The organism is Pseudonocardia sp. NPDC049154, from assembly GCF_040648315.1.
In the GTDB taxonomy this organism is placed as follows: domain Bacteria; phylum Actinomycetota; class Actinomycetes; order Mycobacteriales; family Pseudonocardiaceae; genus Pseudonocardia.
Genome location: NZ_JBEZDN010000035.1, coordinates 27,791 through 42,076 on the forward strand (window position 1 = coordinate 27,791; position 14,286 = coordinate 42,076).

14 protein-coding genes are annotated in these 14,286 nt (G+C 73.6%); 6 read left to right on the forward strand and 8 right to left on the reverse strand.

Annotation, left to right across the window (positions count from 1 at the left end):
- Nucleotides 1–33: 33 nt before the first annotated feature.
- From AB0B41_RS18645 to AB0B41_RS18670, 6 genes are all read right to left on the reverse strand, one after another.
- Nucleotides 34–1,344, reverse strand: a complete 1,311-nt coding sequence (locus tag AB0B41_RS18645) for a GTP-binding protein (protein ID WP_358204711.1) — start codon at nt 1,342–1,344, stop codon at nt 34–36.
- The gene (gene cysD / locus AB0B41_RS18650) at nt 1,344–2,255 is read right to left on the reverse strand and encodes a sulfate adenylyltransferase subunit CysD (RefSeq protein WP_358204713.1); all 912 of its coding nucleotides are present in this window, start codon (nt 2,253–2,255) and stop codon (nt 1,344–1,346) included. Before cysD ends, AB0B41_RS18645 begins: the two co-directional genes overlap by 1 nt.
- Nucleotides 2,252–2,956, reverse strand: coding sequence for a phosphoadenylyl-sulfate reductase (locus tag AB0B41_RS18655; protein WP_358204717.1), 705 nt, complete (start codon nt 2,954–2,956; stop codon nt 2,252–2,254). Before AB0B41_RS18655 ends, cysD begins: the two co-directional genes overlap by 4 nt.
- Nucleotides 2,953–3,123 (reverse strand): Insertion element protein, encoded by a 171-nt coding sequence (locus AB0B41_RS18660; RefSeq protein WP_358204719.1) that lies wholly within the window; start codon nt 3,121–3,123, stop codon nt 2,953–2,955. Before AB0B41_RS18660 ends, AB0B41_RS18655 begins: the two co-directional genes overlap by 4 nt.
- The gene (locus tag AB0B41_RS18665; RefSeq protein ID WP_358204722.1) at nt 3,120–4,790 is read right to left on the reverse strand and encodes a nitrite/sulfite reductase; all 1,671 of its coding nucleotides are present in this window, start codon (nt 4,788–4,790) and stop codon (nt 3,120–3,122) included. Before AB0B41_RS18665 ends, AB0B41_RS18660 begins: the two co-directional genes overlap by 4 nt.
- Before the next feature lie 273 nt (nt 4,791–5,063).
- A complete protein-coding gene (locus AB0B41_RS18670; RefSeq protein WP_358204724.1) occupies nt 5,064–6,350 on the reverse strand; it encodes a protein kinase in 1,287 nt (428 codons plus the stop codon).
- Nucleotides 6,351–7,390: 1,040 nt separating this feature from the next.
- Here AB0B41_RS18670 and AB0B41_RS18675 point away from each other — a divergent pair.
- On the forward strand, nt 7,391–7,696 hold the full coding sequence (locus tag AB0B41_RS18675; protein ID WP_358204726.1) for a hypothetical protein: 306 nt from the start codon (nt 7,391–7,393) through the stop codon (nt 7,694–7,696).
- A gap of 19 nt (nt 7,697–7,715) precedes the next feature.
- On the opposite strand, the gene AB0B41_RS18680 is transcribed toward AB0B41_RS18675, so the two are convergent.
- Together AB0B41_RS18680 and AB0B41_RS18685 are read right to left on the reverse strand one after the other, a co-directional pair.
- A complete protein-coding gene (locus AB0B41_RS18680; protein ID WP_358204728.1) occupies nt 7,716–8,357 on the reverse strand; it encodes a TetR/AcrR family transcriptional regulator in 642 nt (213 codons plus the stop codon).
- Nucleotides 8,358–8,370: 13 nt separating this feature from the next.
- On the reverse strand, nt 8,371–8,565 hold the full coding sequence (locus AB0B41_RS18685) for a hypothetical protein (protein WP_358204730.1): 195 nt from the start codon (nt 8,563–8,565) through the stop codon (nt 8,371–8,373).
- A gap of 291 nt (nt 8,566–8,856) precedes the next feature.
- On the opposite strand from AB0B41_RS18685, the gene AB0B41_RS18690 reads away from it, so the two are divergent.
- The 5 genes from AB0B41_RS18690 (at nt 8,857) to AB0B41_RS18710 (ending at nt 14,242) form a co-directional block, all read left to right on the forward strand.
- Entirely contained in the window at nt 8,857–9,390 is a 534-nt protein-coding gene (locus AB0B41_RS18690; RefSeq protein ID WP_358204732.1) for a DUF4863 family protein, read from the forward strand.
- Entirely contained in the window at nt 9,387–10,163 is a 777-nt protein-coding gene (locus AB0B41_RS18695; protein ID WP_358204735.1) for a nitroreductase, read from the forward strand. Before AB0B41_RS18690 ends, AB0B41_RS18695 begins: the two co-directional genes overlap by 4 nt.
- 157 nt (nt 10,164–10,320) lie before the next feature.
- Complete coding sequence (locus AB0B41_RS18700; RefSeq protein WP_358204737.1) at nt 10,321–11,727, forward strand: MFS transporter; 1,407 nt, start codon at nt 10,321–10,323, stop codon at nt 11,725–11,727.
- Between the two features lie 563 nt (nt 11,728–12,290).
- Complete coding sequence (hemW, locus tag AB0B41_RS18705; protein WP_358204739.1) at nt 12,291–13,454, forward strand: radical SAM family heme chaperone HemW; 1,164 nt, start codon at nt 12,291–12,293, stop codon at nt 13,452–13,454.
- Entirely contained in the window at nt 13,451–14,242 is a 792-nt protein-coding gene (locus tag AB0B41_RS18710; protein ID WP_358204741.1) for a lipase, read from the forward strand. Before hemW ends, AB0B41_RS18710 begins: the two co-directional genes overlap by 4 nt.
- Nucleotides 14,243–14,286: the final 44 nt, after the last annotated feature.

A 14,286-nucleotide genomic window follows, 5' to 3' on the forward strand; every position in this document is an offset into this window, starting at 1 on the left:
GGTTCCGATCCTGCCGCGGACGGGCACGACCGGTCACTCGGCGGGGCTCAGGGCCAGCGGGGTGCCGACCAGGCCGGCGGCGAGCGTGTTGCCCGTCGGCGGGTCGATGAGCAGGAAGCTGCCGGTGGCGCGGATGTCGGCGTACTCGTCGACCGGCAGCGGGTCCGCGGTGCGGACCGTGACCCGGCCGATGTCGTTGAGCGACAAGCCGTCGGCCTCGACCTCGGTGAGCGTGTCGGTGTCGATCCGCGACTCCGGGGCGCCCACCACGACCGGGGTGGTCCGCGTGCCGTGCTTCAGGAGCAGGCGGGCGTTGGGCCGCAGCGGCTTGTCGCTCAGCCAGCACAGCGTCGCGTCGATCTCCGAGGTCACGGAGGGCTGCGCGTCCGCCGCGACGAGCATGTCCCCGCGGGAGATGTCGATGTCGTCGGCGAGCCGGATCGTGACCGAGCGGCCGGCGGTGCCCTCGTCGAGCGGCCCGTCCGCGGTGTCGATGTGCGTCACCGTGGTCTCGCGGCCCTCCGGGAGCACCACGACGGTGTCGCCGGGCGCGACGGCGCCGGCGGCGATCTGCCCCGCGTAACCGCGGTAGTCGTGCAGCTCTCCCCAGCGCGCGGCGTCAGCGGCGCGCGCATCGGCCCGCCGCGGGCGGATCACGTACTGCACCGGCATCCGGAAGGGCTTGGCCACCTCCGGCCCGACGACGGGGACGGACTCGAGGTGCCCGAGCAGCGTCGGCCCGTCGTACCAGGGGGTGTGCGCGGAGCGCTCGACCACGTTGTCCCCCACGAGCGCGGAGAGCGGGATGGTCTGCACGGCGTCGTCGGCGAACCCGAGCGACTTCGCCAGCCCGGTGAACTCCTTCTCGATCGCCCGCAGTGTCTCCTCGTCGTACCCGACCAGGTCGATCTTGTTGATCGCCAGGACGAGCCGCGGGACGCGCAGCATCGCGAGCACGGTGGCGTGCCGGCGGGTCTGCTCGACGATCCCGTTGCGGGCGTCGACGAGCAGCACGGCGAGCTCCGCCGTGGACGCGCCGGTGACCGTGTTCCGCGTGTACTGGACGTGCCCCGGGGTGTCCGCGAGCACGAACTCGCGGGTCGGGGTGCCGAAGTACCGGTACGCGACGTCGATCGTGATGCCCTGCTCGCGCTCCGCGCGCAGGCCGTCGACCAGGAGCGACAGGTCCGGCGTGGACAGTCCCTTGTCGACGGACGCGCGCTGCACCGCCTCGATCTGGTCCGCCAGTACCGACTTGGTGTCGTAGAGCAGACGACCGACCAGGGTGGACTTGCCGTCGTCGACGGAGCCCGCCGTCGCGAACCGGAGGAGATCCTTGCCCATCAGAAGTACCCCTCGCGCTTGCGGTCCTCCATGGCGGCCTCGGAGAGGCGGTCGTCGGCGCGGGTGGCGCCGCGCTCGGTGAGCCGGGAGGCGGTGACCTCGGCGATGATGTCGTCGAGGGAGGTCGCGGTGGACTCGACGGCACCGGTGCAGGACCCGTCGCCGACCGTGCGGTAGCGCACCGACAGCCGCTCGAGGGTCTCGGTGGCACGCGGGCCGCCCCACGGGCCCTCGGCCAGCCACATGCCGTCGCGCTTGTAGACCTCACGCTCGTGCGCGTAGTAGATCGACGGCAGCTCGATCTCCTCGCGCTGGATGTAGCGCCAGACGTCGAGCTCGGTCCAGTTGGAGATCGGGAACACCCGGACGTGCTCGCCCGGGGCGTGCCGTCCGTTGTAGAGGTTCCACAGCTCGGGGCGCTGCTTGCGCGGGTCCCAGCGGCCGAACGCATCCCGCAGCGACATGATCCGCTCCTTGGCGCGCGCCCGCTCCTCGTCCCGGCGCCCGCCGCCGAACACGGCGTCGAACTTGTTCTCGACGATCGCGTCGAGCAGCGGCTGGGTCTGCAGCGGGTTGCGGGTGCCGTCCGCCCGCTCGACCAGCCGGCCGTCGTCGATGTAGTCCTGCACCTTGGCGACCTCGAGCCGCAGGCCCAGACGCTCGACGATCGAGTCCCGGAAGTCGATGACCTCGTCGAAGTTGTGCCCGGTGTCCACGTGCAGCAGCGGGAACGGCACCGGCGCCGGCGCGAACGCCTTGACCGCGAGGTGCACCAGCAGCGTGGAGTCCTTGCCGCCGGAGAACAGGATCACCGGGCGGTCGAACTCGCCGGCGACCTCGCGGAAGATGTGGATGGACTCGGACTCGAGCGCGTCGAGGGCGTCCAGGGTCGCTCGTTCGATCGTCGTCATGAGACGTGCAGCCCGCATTCGATCTTCGACGTGCCCGCCCAGCGGCCGCTGCGCGGGTCCGCCCCGGGGAGGGGCTTGGCGGTGCAGGGGGCGCAGCCGATGCTCGGGTAGCCCGCCCCGACCAGCGGGTTCACCAGGATCCCGTGGTCGGCGATGTACTGCTCCATCTCCTCGTCGCTCCACGCCGCGATCGGGTTGATCTTGACCAGCCCGAACTTCTCGTCGTAGGTGACCAGCGGGGTGTTGGCGCGGGTGGGGGCCTCGACGCGGCGGACGCCGGTGACCCAGGCGTCGTACTTGGCGAGGGTGTCCTGCAGCGGCGCGACCTTCCGCAGCGCGCAACACCGGTTGGGGTCGCGCGCCCAGAGGTCCTTGCCCTCGGCGGCGTCCTGCTCGGCGACGGACTGCGCGGCCTGCGCGTTGACCATCCGCACGTCGTAGACCTGCTCGACGGCGTCGCGCGTGCCGATCGTCTCGGCGAAGTGGTAGCCGGTCTCCAGGAAGAGGATCTCCACGCCGGGCCGGGCCTTCGCGGCCAGGTCGACCAGCACGGCGTCCTGCATGTTCGAGGCGACGATCAGGCGGTCGCCGAAGGTCTCCGCGGCCCAGGCGAGGACCTCCTCGGCGGTGGCCGCAGGCCCCAGCAGGTCCGCGCCCCGCTCGGCGACGGCACGCAGGTCGGTCTCCAGCGCGATGCTCATGAGTCGGCTCCTTCCGGGACCCCGATGCCGACGAACGTCACGACGAAGGTGCGCAGGCAGGACGCGCACCACCAGGCGGCACCGGGCACCTTCTCCGAACGTTCGGCGGGGGCGAGATCTTCCTCGCCGCAGTACGGGCAGTGGTAGGGAACGACGCGCGAACTCACTTGAGGTCGTCCTCGTCCGCCCGCAGCACCCACTGGGCGAATCGCTCACCCTGCTCGCGCTGCGCGACGTACTTCCGCACCACGCGCTCGACGTACTCGCCGAGCTCCTTGCTCGTGACCTTGAGCCCGCGCAGCTTGCGGCCGAAGCCGGCGTCGAGGCCCAGCCCGCCGCCCAGGTGCACCTGGAAGCCCTCGACCTGGTTGCCCTCGGCGTCGCGCACGATCATGCCCTTGAGGCCGATGTCGGCGACCTGGGTGCGCGCGCACGAGTTGGGGCAGCCGTTGAGGTGGATCGAGACCGGGGTGTCGATGTCGCCCTGGATGTCGGCGAGCCGCTCCTCCAGGTCCGTGACCAGGCGGATCGCCCGCTCCTTGGTCTCCACGATCGCGAGCTTGCAGAACTCGATCCCGGTGCAGGCCATGGTCGCGCGCCGCCACGGCGAGGGGTTCGCCTGCAGGCCCAGGCCCTCGGCCTCGGCGACCAGGGCGTCGACGGCCGTGTCGGGCACGTCGAGCACGACGACCTTCTGCTGCGGGGTCAGCCGGACGCGGCGCGACCCCGCGGACTCGGCGGCCTTGGCCAGCGCGACCAGGGTGTCCCCGGAGACCCGGCCGGACGCCGGGGCGAGGCCGACGTAGTTCGCGCCGTCCTTCTGCCTGTGCACGCCCACGTGGTCGATCGGGCGCTCCGGGATCGCCGGGGCGGGCCCGTCGACCAGCCTTCGGCCCAGGTACTCCTCCTCGAGCACGCGGCGGAACTCCTCCGCGCCCCAGTCGGAGATCAGGAACTTGATGCGGGCGCGGTGCCGCAGCCGGCGGTAGCCGTAGTCGCGGAAGACCGACACGACCCCGGCCCAGACGTCGGGGATCTCGTCGAGGGGGATCCACGCTCCCAGCCGCTGCGCGATCTTCGGGTTCGTGGAGAGCCCGCCGCCGACCCACAGGTCGAAGCCCGCCCCGTGCTCGGGGTGGTCGACACCGATGAACGAGATGTCGTTGACCTCGTGCGCGACGTCCTGCTGCCAGGAGATCGCCGTCTTGAACTTGCGGGGCAGGTTCGAGAACTCCTTGGACCCGATGTAGCGGTCCAGGATCGTGCGGATCGCGGGCTCCGGGTCGACCGGGTCCGTGGCGGCGATCCCCGCGACGGGCGAGCCGAGGATGACGCGCGGGGTGTCGCCGCACGCCTCGGTGGTCAGCAGGCCGACGCCCTCGACCTTCTCCCAGATCGCCGGCATGTCCTCGACCTGGATCCAGTGGTACTGGATGTTCTGCCGGTCGGTGATGTCCGCGGTGTTGCGCGCGTACTGCTGGCTGACCTCGCCCAGGACCCGCAGCTGCTCGGTCGTGAGGGCGCCGCCGTCGCACCGGATCCGGAGCATGAAGTAGCGGTCGTCGAGCTCCTCGGGCTCCAGGGTGGCGGTGCGGCCGCCGTCGATCCCCGGCTTGCGCTGGGTGTAGAGGCCCCACCAGCGGAAACGGCCCCGCAGGTCGGCGGGGTCGATCGAGTCGAAGCCGCGCTTGGCGTAGATGGTCTCGATCCGGGTGCGCACGTTGAGCCCGTCGTCGTCGCGCTTGCTGCGCTCGTTCGGGTTCAGCGGCTCGCGGTGGCCGAGCTTCCACTGGCCTTCGCCGCGCTTGCGCTTGGCAGGGGTTTCCGTGGGCATGGTGGTGGGAGCTCCTGAGCTCTGCGGTGGCGGCTTCGGGGCATGCCGGGACGTTCGGGATTCCGGCGCGGACCGGGGCCTGGTCTGACGGGGTCGAGGGCGCGGCGCGGCGCTACCGTCGACAGAGCGCGCTGTTCACCCGGTGCAGGTCCACGTGGCGTCGTGCCACGAGGCGCAGAGTCAGCGCAGTCACGCACCACAGGGTGCCACGCTGTCCGGACCAAAGGCCACCGGGCGCCCGGATGCTGGGAGGGGATTCACACGCGCCGGGCGTCAGTCCCGGTTGCGGCCGTTCCCGTTCCCGTTGCCGTTCCCGTTGCCCCGGTTGCCGTCGTCGCCGTCCTCGTCGTCGCCGTCGCCGAAGTCGAACTCCTCGTCCTCGTCGTCGTCACGCAGGACGACGCGGGGTGCGCGGGTCGGCGGGGGCGGCTTCGGCGTGGGGGTGGCCTGCTCGAGCGCGGCGCCGGCGGCCGTCGCGAGATGCGGGACGGCCTGCGTGCCGGGCCCGACGGGCTCGGTGGGTGCGGACGACGCCGGCGTGGGGACGACGGCGGCCGGCGCCGTCTGCGTCGGGCCGGAGAGCAGGCTCGTGCCGAGGACGACGAGACCACCGGCCGCGACCACGCCGCCGGCGACGACGGTGACCAGCCGTCGTCGTGGTGCGGTCGGGGCGGGGGAGCGGTGACGGGGTTGCGCCGGCACGGGCAGCGGCGCGGTGAGCGGGCGGGGGACCGCGATCTCGCCGAGCCGCTCGGCGACCTCGGCGGCGCTCGGCCGGGCCGCCACCTCGTCGGCGGTCATCGCGATCAGCAGGGTGCGCAGCGGGGGATCGAGGTGCGGCGGCACGTCGGGGCGGCGGTGGATGCGCGCGACCGCCGACTCCAGCGCCGCGCCGGCGTACTCACGGCGGCCGGTCAGCGCCTCCAGCAGGACCAGGCCGAGGGAGTAGACGTCGGCGGGCGGGCCGACCTCGCGCCCCTTGACCTGCTCGGGGGCCATGTAGGCGGGGGTCCCGACGGCCAGGCCGGTGGTCGTGACGCGGGTGGCGTCGAGCAGCCGCGCGACGCCGAGGTCCGCGAGGAAGGCCCGGCCGGTGCGGTCGAGCAGCACGTTCGCGGGCTTGACGTCGCGGTGCACCACGCCGAGCGCGTGCAGGTGGGCGAGGGCGCCGGCGATCACGGTGCCGATCGCGACGACGCGCTCGTCCGGGACCGGGCCGAGCTCGACCAGGTCGGCGAGCGACCCGCCGTCGACCAGCTGCATGACGACGAAGCCGCGGCCGCCGTCGGCCCCGCCGCCGTCCACGCCGCTGTCCAGGACCTCGACCAGGGCGGGATGGCGCGGGACCTCGTCGAGCCCGCGGACGCCGAGCCTGCGGACGTCGATCCCGGGGTGCAGCACCTTGACCGCGACCGCCCGGCCGGTCCGCACGTCCGTGGCGCGGTGGACGTGCGCGGTCCCGCCCACGCCGATCAGCTCGTCGAGCCGGTACCGCTCGCCGAGCACGTCGTGTCCCGCGCCCGAGCCGGGGTCCGCCCCGGTGCCCGTCCCGATCTCCATGCCGTGTGGGACCTCCGTCTTCCGCCGTCGCGGCGGCGGCCGCGCGGTGGGGTCCTTGGTACCCCATCCGGGTCGGCCCGACCGCCACGCGCCCGCGGGGAAGATCGGCGGCGGCCGAACGGCGCAGACGATCTCTCAGGGTTCCGGTTCGGGGTCGCGCGCGGGCGCCCGTGGCGGAATGATCCACGGGGTTCGGGAGACCCGGGAACGGGCACCCGGGCGCGGGCGGAAGGAGGGCCATGGCTCCGCGGCACGGACGGGCGCGCGGGCGCATCCCCGCGGCGGACCTGCTGCGCGGGGACCGCCGGCCCACCCGACCGGGGCGACGCGGGCTGCTGGCTGCGCTCGCGGCCGTCGGGGTGCTCGGGGTGGGTGGCGCGGCGACCTGGGCCGCGGTCACGTCGGACGGAGATGCCGAGCGGCCGAGGGTGGCGCTGCCGACCATGTCGTCCGCTCCTGCGCCCGGGGGTGAGGGTGGCTCCGCGGCGGACGTGCCCGGGTCGGGTGGGGCCGGGACGACGAGCCCTGGGACGGGCGGGTCGGACGGGACCGGGTCGGCGGGCTCCGGGTCGGGCGGATCCGGCTCGGGTGGCTCTGGCTCCGCCGGGTCCGGCGGCACGGGAGGTCCGAGCAGTTCGGGGGACCCGGCCGGTCCAGGCGGCGGGGGAGGGTCCGGCGACGCGGGAGGGGCTGGTGGTTCCGGTCCCGGGGGCTCGGGTTCCGGGGGCTCGGGTTCCGGCGGCTCGGGCGCGGGCTCGGGCGGCGGTGCCGGCGCCTCCTCCGCTCCGGCCGATGGTGGCGGAGCGGGCTCGACCGGACCAGGTGCCGGGTCCGGAGCCCCTGCTCCAGGCGCCCCTGCTCCTGTCGGCCCGGCAATCGCTCCGCCTCCGGTCGTGGCCGCTCCGCCCCCGGTCGTGGCTGCACCGCCCCCGGGCGTGGCCGTACCGCCTCCGGGTGGTGTCGTCCCGGCTCCGACCCCCACGGACCCGGGCTCCCGCCGCGTCGACCCCGGCCCGGCAGACGATCCGGCGGACGACCCGGTGGACGACCCGGTGGACGACCTCGCCGCGGACCGCGCCGAACGCCGCGCCGACGAGGCGCAGCGCCGCGCGGAGCGGGCGGCGGACGAGGCCGAACGCCGGGCCGAGCAGTGGGCTGCCTGGGCAGAACGCAGGGCCGACCAGGAGGAGCTCCGGGCCGAGGCGCGCGCCGCCCGGGCGGACGTGCGAGCCCATCGGCAGGAGGAGCCGGTCGAGCTCGACGGGTCCGAAGCGTCGTCGGACACCGGCTGGTGGGAGGATCCGGACGAGGCTCGGACGGGCGCCGGACGGCACCGCGCCGGCTGAGGCACGAGTTCGGATCAGGTCAGGCCGCGATCGCCCGCCACAGCACGGCCGCGACCTCCTCGGCCAGGTCACCCCGCCGGTGTTCCCCGCGGAGGAAGGCCGCGTAGTACGCGCCGAAGCACAGTGTGGCCACGGTGTGTCGATCGAGGTCCTGCCGCACCTCACCGCGCTCCTGGAGCCCGGCGAGGACCTTCTCGACGAGCCGGACCCGGGGTTCCACGGCGCGCTCCTTGAGGTGCTCGAGCAGCTCGGGGGTGCGGAGGGTCTCTCCCATGAAGTTGCCCATGAGCACCATCGCGTCGGGGTTGAAGTAGCAGGGGTCGACACGCCGGACGGCCTCGGTGAACGCGTCCTTCGCGGGCATGTCCTCGAACGGAGCGGTGGGGTAGGAGTCCTGCTGTCGGCGGAAGCCCCAGTCGAGGGCGTCGATCGTCAGCTCGAGCTTGTTGGCCCAGCGTCGGTAGATCGTCGGGCGCGAGACGCCTGCGTCCGCCGCGATGTCCCCCAGGGCCATCGCCGAGTAGCCGTCGAGCACCAGCCTGCGCCGGGTCGCCTTGATGATCGATTCGTCGAGTGCGGGATCGCGCGGGCGGCCGCCGCGCGAAGCGCCGGATCGCGCCTGTTCGGGGGCGTCGACCCCGACACCCGATTCCTCGTTCATGGCCCCATTGTCCTCACGGACGCGACTCCGCCTTCTCACCGTCGAGGCAGCGGAGCGCGGCCGCGATCCGGGTGACCCGCTCGCCCTGGAAGCGTGCGGCCGCCCTGGAGGTCTCCGACACCGGGGCCGCGGCGCGCCGTCCGACATGGCTGCTGCCGTACGGGTTCCCGTCCTCGAACGTGACCGGGTCGGTGTAGCCGGGCGCCACGACGATCCCGCCGAAGTGGTGGAACGTCGGGCGCGAGCTCGGCGACGCGGCGCAGGCGGACCTCGCCGCCCGTCTCCTCGGCGCCGGCCACCACCTCGGTCGCCAACGCGTGGGTCGTCCCGGTCGACGAGTAGTAGACGACGGTCGCTCTGGGGGCTTCGAACATCGGGCGTCCTCTCGGGGTTCGGGGCAGCGCAACCAGGTACTTAAGTTACAGCTCTTGCATGTAACCTAACACCGCCCTACGGTTGTTCCGCGGGACCAGCCCGGAGAGCGCAAGGAGGAGCTGAGATGGGTTACACGGCCGAGGACCTGATCGAGCGCAGCATCCCGTTCGTGAAGCAGGTCAGGAATCGCACTGCCGGCACATCGCTGGAGGCCTGGCTGAACGAGCACCACGGGCCGGGCACCCCCGTCTACGACGATCTCGCGGCGATGGTCGAGGAGGGTGTGCGGGCGGGGTGGGCCGCGAACATCGAGGTCGAGGGCCGCAGGTACCGGCGCAGCCGGATCGCCGAGCCCCAGGAGCGGCTCGAATGGTTCAGCATCACCGCGGTCTACATGGACAGCGAGAAGGTCTTCCGGGGGCAGTACCACCAGCATCCCTACGGTGAGCTGAACATGGTGGTACCGCTGGTCCCCGGCGCGGTCCTGCGAGGGCCGAACGGTTGGTGCGGGGCCGGCTGGACGGCTCCGGCGCCGGGCAGCCACCACTACCCGGAGTCGAAGGGCGGCGCGGTCATCGCGCTGTTCTTCCTGCCGGCAGGACGGATCTCCTACGACATCGTCCCGCCCGTCGAGCGGCACGAGGTCACGGTGCCGTGAGCAGGAACTCGGTCGAGCCGAGCACCGAGGCCGCCGTCTCGTCCTGGGCCGCGGGAGGAACCACGGGCGGCGACCGCGTGCGTGCAGGGTCGCCGCACCACCCGAGCTCCGTCTCGGAGGCGATCGCCTCACGCCGGAGCGTTCGCGCCTACCTGAGCCGCCCGGTGCCCCGCCGGCAGATCGAGGAGATCCTCGTCCTGGCGTCCCGGACGGCGAGCAACTCCAACACCCAGCCCTGGCACGTCCACGTCCTGACCGGGCGAACCAAACGCAGGTTGGCCGAGTCCATCTGGCAGGCTCTCGACGCCGAGGGCCGGGTGGCACCCGAGTACCCCTACCAGCCCGACGAGTGGTGCGAACCGATGCGCGGACGTCGGAGGAAGTTCGGTGACGGTCTCTACCGGACGGTCCTCGGCGTCGGCCCCGACGACCACGGGGGCAGACGCGCCCATCACCGCCGCAACTACGACTTCTTCGGGGCACCGGTCGGCCTGATCCTCACGATCCACCGGCGCGCGCTGGCCGGTGGCCTCGTCGACGCCGGAGCGTTCCTCCAGGCGGTCATGCTGCTCGCCCGCGAACGGGGGCTGGACTCGTGCCCCCAGGCGTCGTTCCTCGACTTCCACCCGATCCTCCGCCGCCACCTCAGGATGCCCGATCACCAGGTGGTCGTGTGCGGGCTCGCCCTGGGCTTCGCCGACCGGAACCACCCCCTGGATCGGCTCCGGACCGAACGTGAAGGCCTCGACGCCTTCACGACGTTCCACGCCTGACCGTCGAGAGCGCACACCGGCAGTCCGGTTCTGCGCCGCCTCCACCCGGGTGGCCATCCGTGGTCCCGCCCGCGCCCGCACACCTCTCGCAGGGAGCGCCCGCACAGCCGTGCCGCCGGCCGCGACCTGAGCCTGTCCACCGCCGAAGGATGATCACGTGTCCCCAGCCGACTCCTCACGTCCGATCGACCTGGAGAACTTTCTCGACAACCGCAAGGTCGGGCGGTTCCACGCCCTCCTGCTGGCCCTGACCGGATCGGTGATGTTCCTGGACGGGCTCGACACCCAGGCGATCAGTTTCATCGCCCCGGTCGCGGCGAGGGAGTGGGGTCTGCCGCTCTCCGCGCTCGGCCCGATGTTCTCGTCGTCGATCCTGGGACTGATGATCGGGTACCTGCTGTTGTCCCCGCTGGCCACCAGGATCGGCCCCCGATCCCTGGTGCTGCTCTCGACCACGCTCTTCGGCCTGTTCACCGTGATCTCCGCGTTCGCGGTCGACGAGGTTCAGCTGGTCCTGCTCCGCCTGGTCACCGGGATCGGTCTCGGCGGTGCCATTCCCAGCGCGGTCGCCCTGGCCGGCGAGTTCGCTCCCCGGCGGCGGCGCTCCACCTTCGTCATGGGCATCTACTGCTGCTACGCGTTCGGGTTCGTCGTGGCGAGCCTGGTCTCCGGGCCGATCATCGACGGGATCGGCTGGCACGGCATGTTCGTGCTCTGTGGCAGCCTGCCGCTGGTCCTGGTGGCCGTCCTGGCCGTCCTGCTCCCGGATTCCCCGAGGTGGCTGCTCCGCGAGGAGGAGACCGCGGTGCGGGGCCGGCAGGTGCTGCGGCGGCTCGCCCCCGACACCGACGTCAGCCGGATCGCCGTGCGCACGTCCACTGACGTGCCGGACCCGCAGCGCCCCTGGTCCGTCCTGCTGGACCCGATCCGCCACGGCTGGCTGTCCCGGACGCTGCTGCTGTGGCTCGCCTTCATGATCAATCTCGGGGTCTTCTACGCAGCCCAGAGCTGGCTCCCGACCATCGCCCGGCAGGCCGGCGCCACCGCCGGCACGGCCGCGACGGCGACCGCGCTGATGATGGTCGGGGGCATCCTCGCCGCCGGTCTGATCGGGCCCGCCATGGACCGCCGCGGGCCCTTCGCCGTCCTCGCGATCGTCTACCTCGTCTCGGCCGTCCTGCTCATCGGCATGGGCCTGTCGTTCTCCGGGCCACCCGTCGCCCTGCTCGCCGCCGCCTTCCTCGCCGGCACCTGCGTCGTGGGCGGGCAGATGAGCGTGATCGCCCTGGCGACCGTGCTGTACCCCACCACGATCCGCTCGACCGGCGTCGGCTGGGCCCTCGGCATCGGCCGGATCGGCGGCATTCTCGCCCCCCTGATGGTCGGCTGGGCGCTCGGCGGTGGCAGCCCCGCACTGGCGGTGTTCGCGACCATGGGTTCGGCCATGCTCCTGGCGGGCGTCGCGGTACTCCTGCTGGCCCGCTCGCACCGCCGTGTCGAGAGCGACGACTCGTTCCGAGCCGGCGACCCTACGAGGGAGATCGGTTCCGCGGAGGCGGCCTGATGCCCGACCCCACGACACCGACCACTCCTGTCGTCCCGGCGTCCGGCCGGCGCGCGGACCAGCCGCACAGGCGGCAGAACTGGGCGCGGGCCACGACCCGCGCCGCCGCTCGGGTCGACGACCAGCGGGAACCGGCTCGTCCGGACCCGTCCGCCACTCGAATCTGCACGTACGTCGCCCGTTGTCTGTCCCTGATCTTCTGATGGGTGACGGGTCGGGAGACCCGGCTCCCGGTCCAGAGGACCGGCGCAGAGGTGGCCGCGCGTCCCGACGCCGGCACTACCCCGAAGCACGACACTCACGACACGAAGAGGTGTACGCGATGACACGACGCGCGGTCCTGGTCCACGGAGCGTGGCACGGCCACTCCTACGGAGGCATGGTCACCGCCGTCGCCGGCGCTGGTTCTCCCGCTCCTGCGCGCACGGGACATCGAGCGCTCGGGCCCACGCCGCCGACGACCTCCGCGACGCCCCGGGCACAACTCGTGGCCCCGAGCGACACGTGACGAACGACCCCGCCGCGGACGCCGGCGCCGCAGCACGAGTCCGTACCGTGGAGTCGTGAGCAGCACGCCGTTCGGGATCTACGTGCACGTGCCCTTCTGCGCGTCGCGCTGCGGCTACTGCGACTTCAACACCTACACCGCCTCCGAGCTCGCCGGGTCCGGCTCCTCGCCCGACGGCTGGCTCGAGGCCGTCCGGCGCGAGCTCGCGCTGGCCCGCCGGACCGTCGGGGACCGAGCCGTCGACACGGTCTTCGTGGGCGGGGGCACGCCGTCCCTGATCGGCGCCGGCCGCCTCGGCGCCGTGCTCGACGCGATCCGCGACGAGTTCGGCCTCGCCCCGGGCGCCGAGGTCACGACGGAGTCGAACCCGGAGTCGACGTCCCCGGAGTTCTTCGCCGAGCTCGTGGGGGCCGGGTTCACCCGCGTCTCCCTCGGCATGCAGTCCGCGGCGCCGCACGTCCTGCGCGTGCTGGAGCGCCGGCACACGCCGGGCCGGGCCGTCGAGGCGGCCCGCGAGGCCGCGGCCGCGGGGATCGGGCACGTCAACCTGGACCTGATCTACGCGACGCCCGGCGAGACCACGGACGACCTCCGTGCGTCGGTCGAGGCGGTGCTCGCGGCGGGCGTCGACCACGTGTCGGCGTACTCGCTGATCGTCGAGGACGGCACGGCGCTGGCCCGCCGGGTCGCGCGCGGGGAGCTGCCCGCGCCGGACGACGACGTCGCCGCCGAGCGCTACGAGCTCGTCGACGACCTCCTCACCGCCGCCGGCCTGCACTGGTACGAGGTGTCCAACTGGGCCCGCACGCCGGCGGCGGAGTGCCGTCACAACCTCGGCTACTGGCTCGACGGCGACTGGTGGGGCGTCGGCCCCGGTGCCCACTCGCACCTGGCGGGCCGGCGCTGGTGGAACGTCAAGCACCCCGCCCGCTACGCCGCGGCCGTCGCGGAGGGCTCACCGGAGGCGGACCACGAGGTGCTGACGGCGGCGGACCGGCACACCGAGCGTGTGATGCTGCGGCTCCGCCTCGCCGAGGGCCTGGACCTCGCGCTGCTCGACGACCCCGCGCGCCGCGAGGCCGTTCGCGCCGCCGCGGACGGCCTGCTCGACGCCGCCGCCCTCGACCGCGGCCGGGCGATCCTCACCCGCCCCGGCCGCCTGCTCGCCGACCGCGTGGTCCAGGACCTGCTGCTCGCGAGCGAGAGCACCCCGGCGTGAGCCCGCGACGCCGGGTGCTGGTCGCGATCCTGACCGCGCTCGTGCTGGTCGTGGCGGTGGTCGTCGGGGTGCGGGTGGCGAGCTCGTCGCGGCCGTCGGTCGACACCGACGCCCGGCCCGCCCAGGACCGCCCCGGCCCGGTGCTGCTCGTCCCCGGCTACGGCGGCGGCCGCGACTCCCTGCTCCGGCTCGCGGCGCAGATCGAGGCGACGGGCCGCGACGCCCGGGTGCTCACCCTCGTCGGCGACGGCACCGGCGACCTCTCCGCCCAGGTCCGGGTGCTCGACGACGCCGTCACCGCCGCTCTCGCCGCCGGCGCCCCGTCGGTCGACGTCGTCGGCTACAGCGCCGGCGGCGTGGTCGCCGGCCTGTGGGTCGCCCGGGACGAGGGCGCCGCCAAGGCCCGCCGCGTCGTCACCCTCGGCTCGCCCCTCAACGGCACGTCGATCGCCGCGATCGCCATCGCCCGGGCGCCCGACGCCTGCCCCACCGCCTGCCGCCAGCTCGCCCCCGGCTCCGCGGAGCTCACGGAGCTGGCGCGGGCCCGGGTCGGCACCGCCCTGCCCTGGCTCTCGGTCTGGACCGGGAACGACGACACCTCCACCCCGCCGGACACCGCCAACCTCCCCGGCGCGGTCAACGTGCCGGTGCAGCAGGTGTGTCCGGGCGCGCGCGTCACGCACTCGGGCCTGCCGACCGACGGGACCGTGACCGGCCTGGTCCTGCGGGGGATCGCGCCCCAGCCGATCGACCTCACCGGCGCCGGCTGCGGGGCCGCGAACCCCTGAGCTCCGGGGCCCCGTCGCATCCGCCAGGTACCGACGACGGCCGG

Coding starts and splice junctions, on each gene's coding strand:
- AB0B41_RS18645 (WP_358204711.1), bottom strand. CDS start 1,344: ATGGGCAAGGATCTCCTCCGGTTCGCGACGGCGGGCTCCGTCGACGAC.
- cysD (WP_358204713.1), bottom strand. CDS start 2,255: ATGACGACGATCGAACGAGCGACCCTGGACGCCCTCGACGCGCTCGAG.
- AB0B41_RS18655 (WP_358204717.1), bottom strand. CDS start 2,956: ATGAGCATCGCGCTGGAGACCGACCTGCGTGCCGTCGCCGAGCGGGGC.
- AB0B41_RS18665 (WP_358204722.1), bottom strand. CDS start 4,790: ATGCCCACGGAAACCCCTGCCAAGCGCAAGCGCGGCGAAGGCCAGTGG.
- AB0B41_RS18670 (WP_358204724.1), bottom strand. CDS start 6,350: ATGGAGATCGGGACGGGCACCGGGGCGGACCCCGGCTCGGGCGCGGGA.
- AB0B41_RS18680 (WP_358204728.1), bottom strand. CDS start 8,357: ATGAACGAGGAATCGGGTGTCGGGGTCGACGCCCCCGAACAGGCGCGA.
- AB0B41_RS18690 (WP_358204732.1), top strand. CDS start 8,857: ATGGGTTACACGGCCGAGGACCTGATCGAGCGCAGCATCCCGTTCGTG.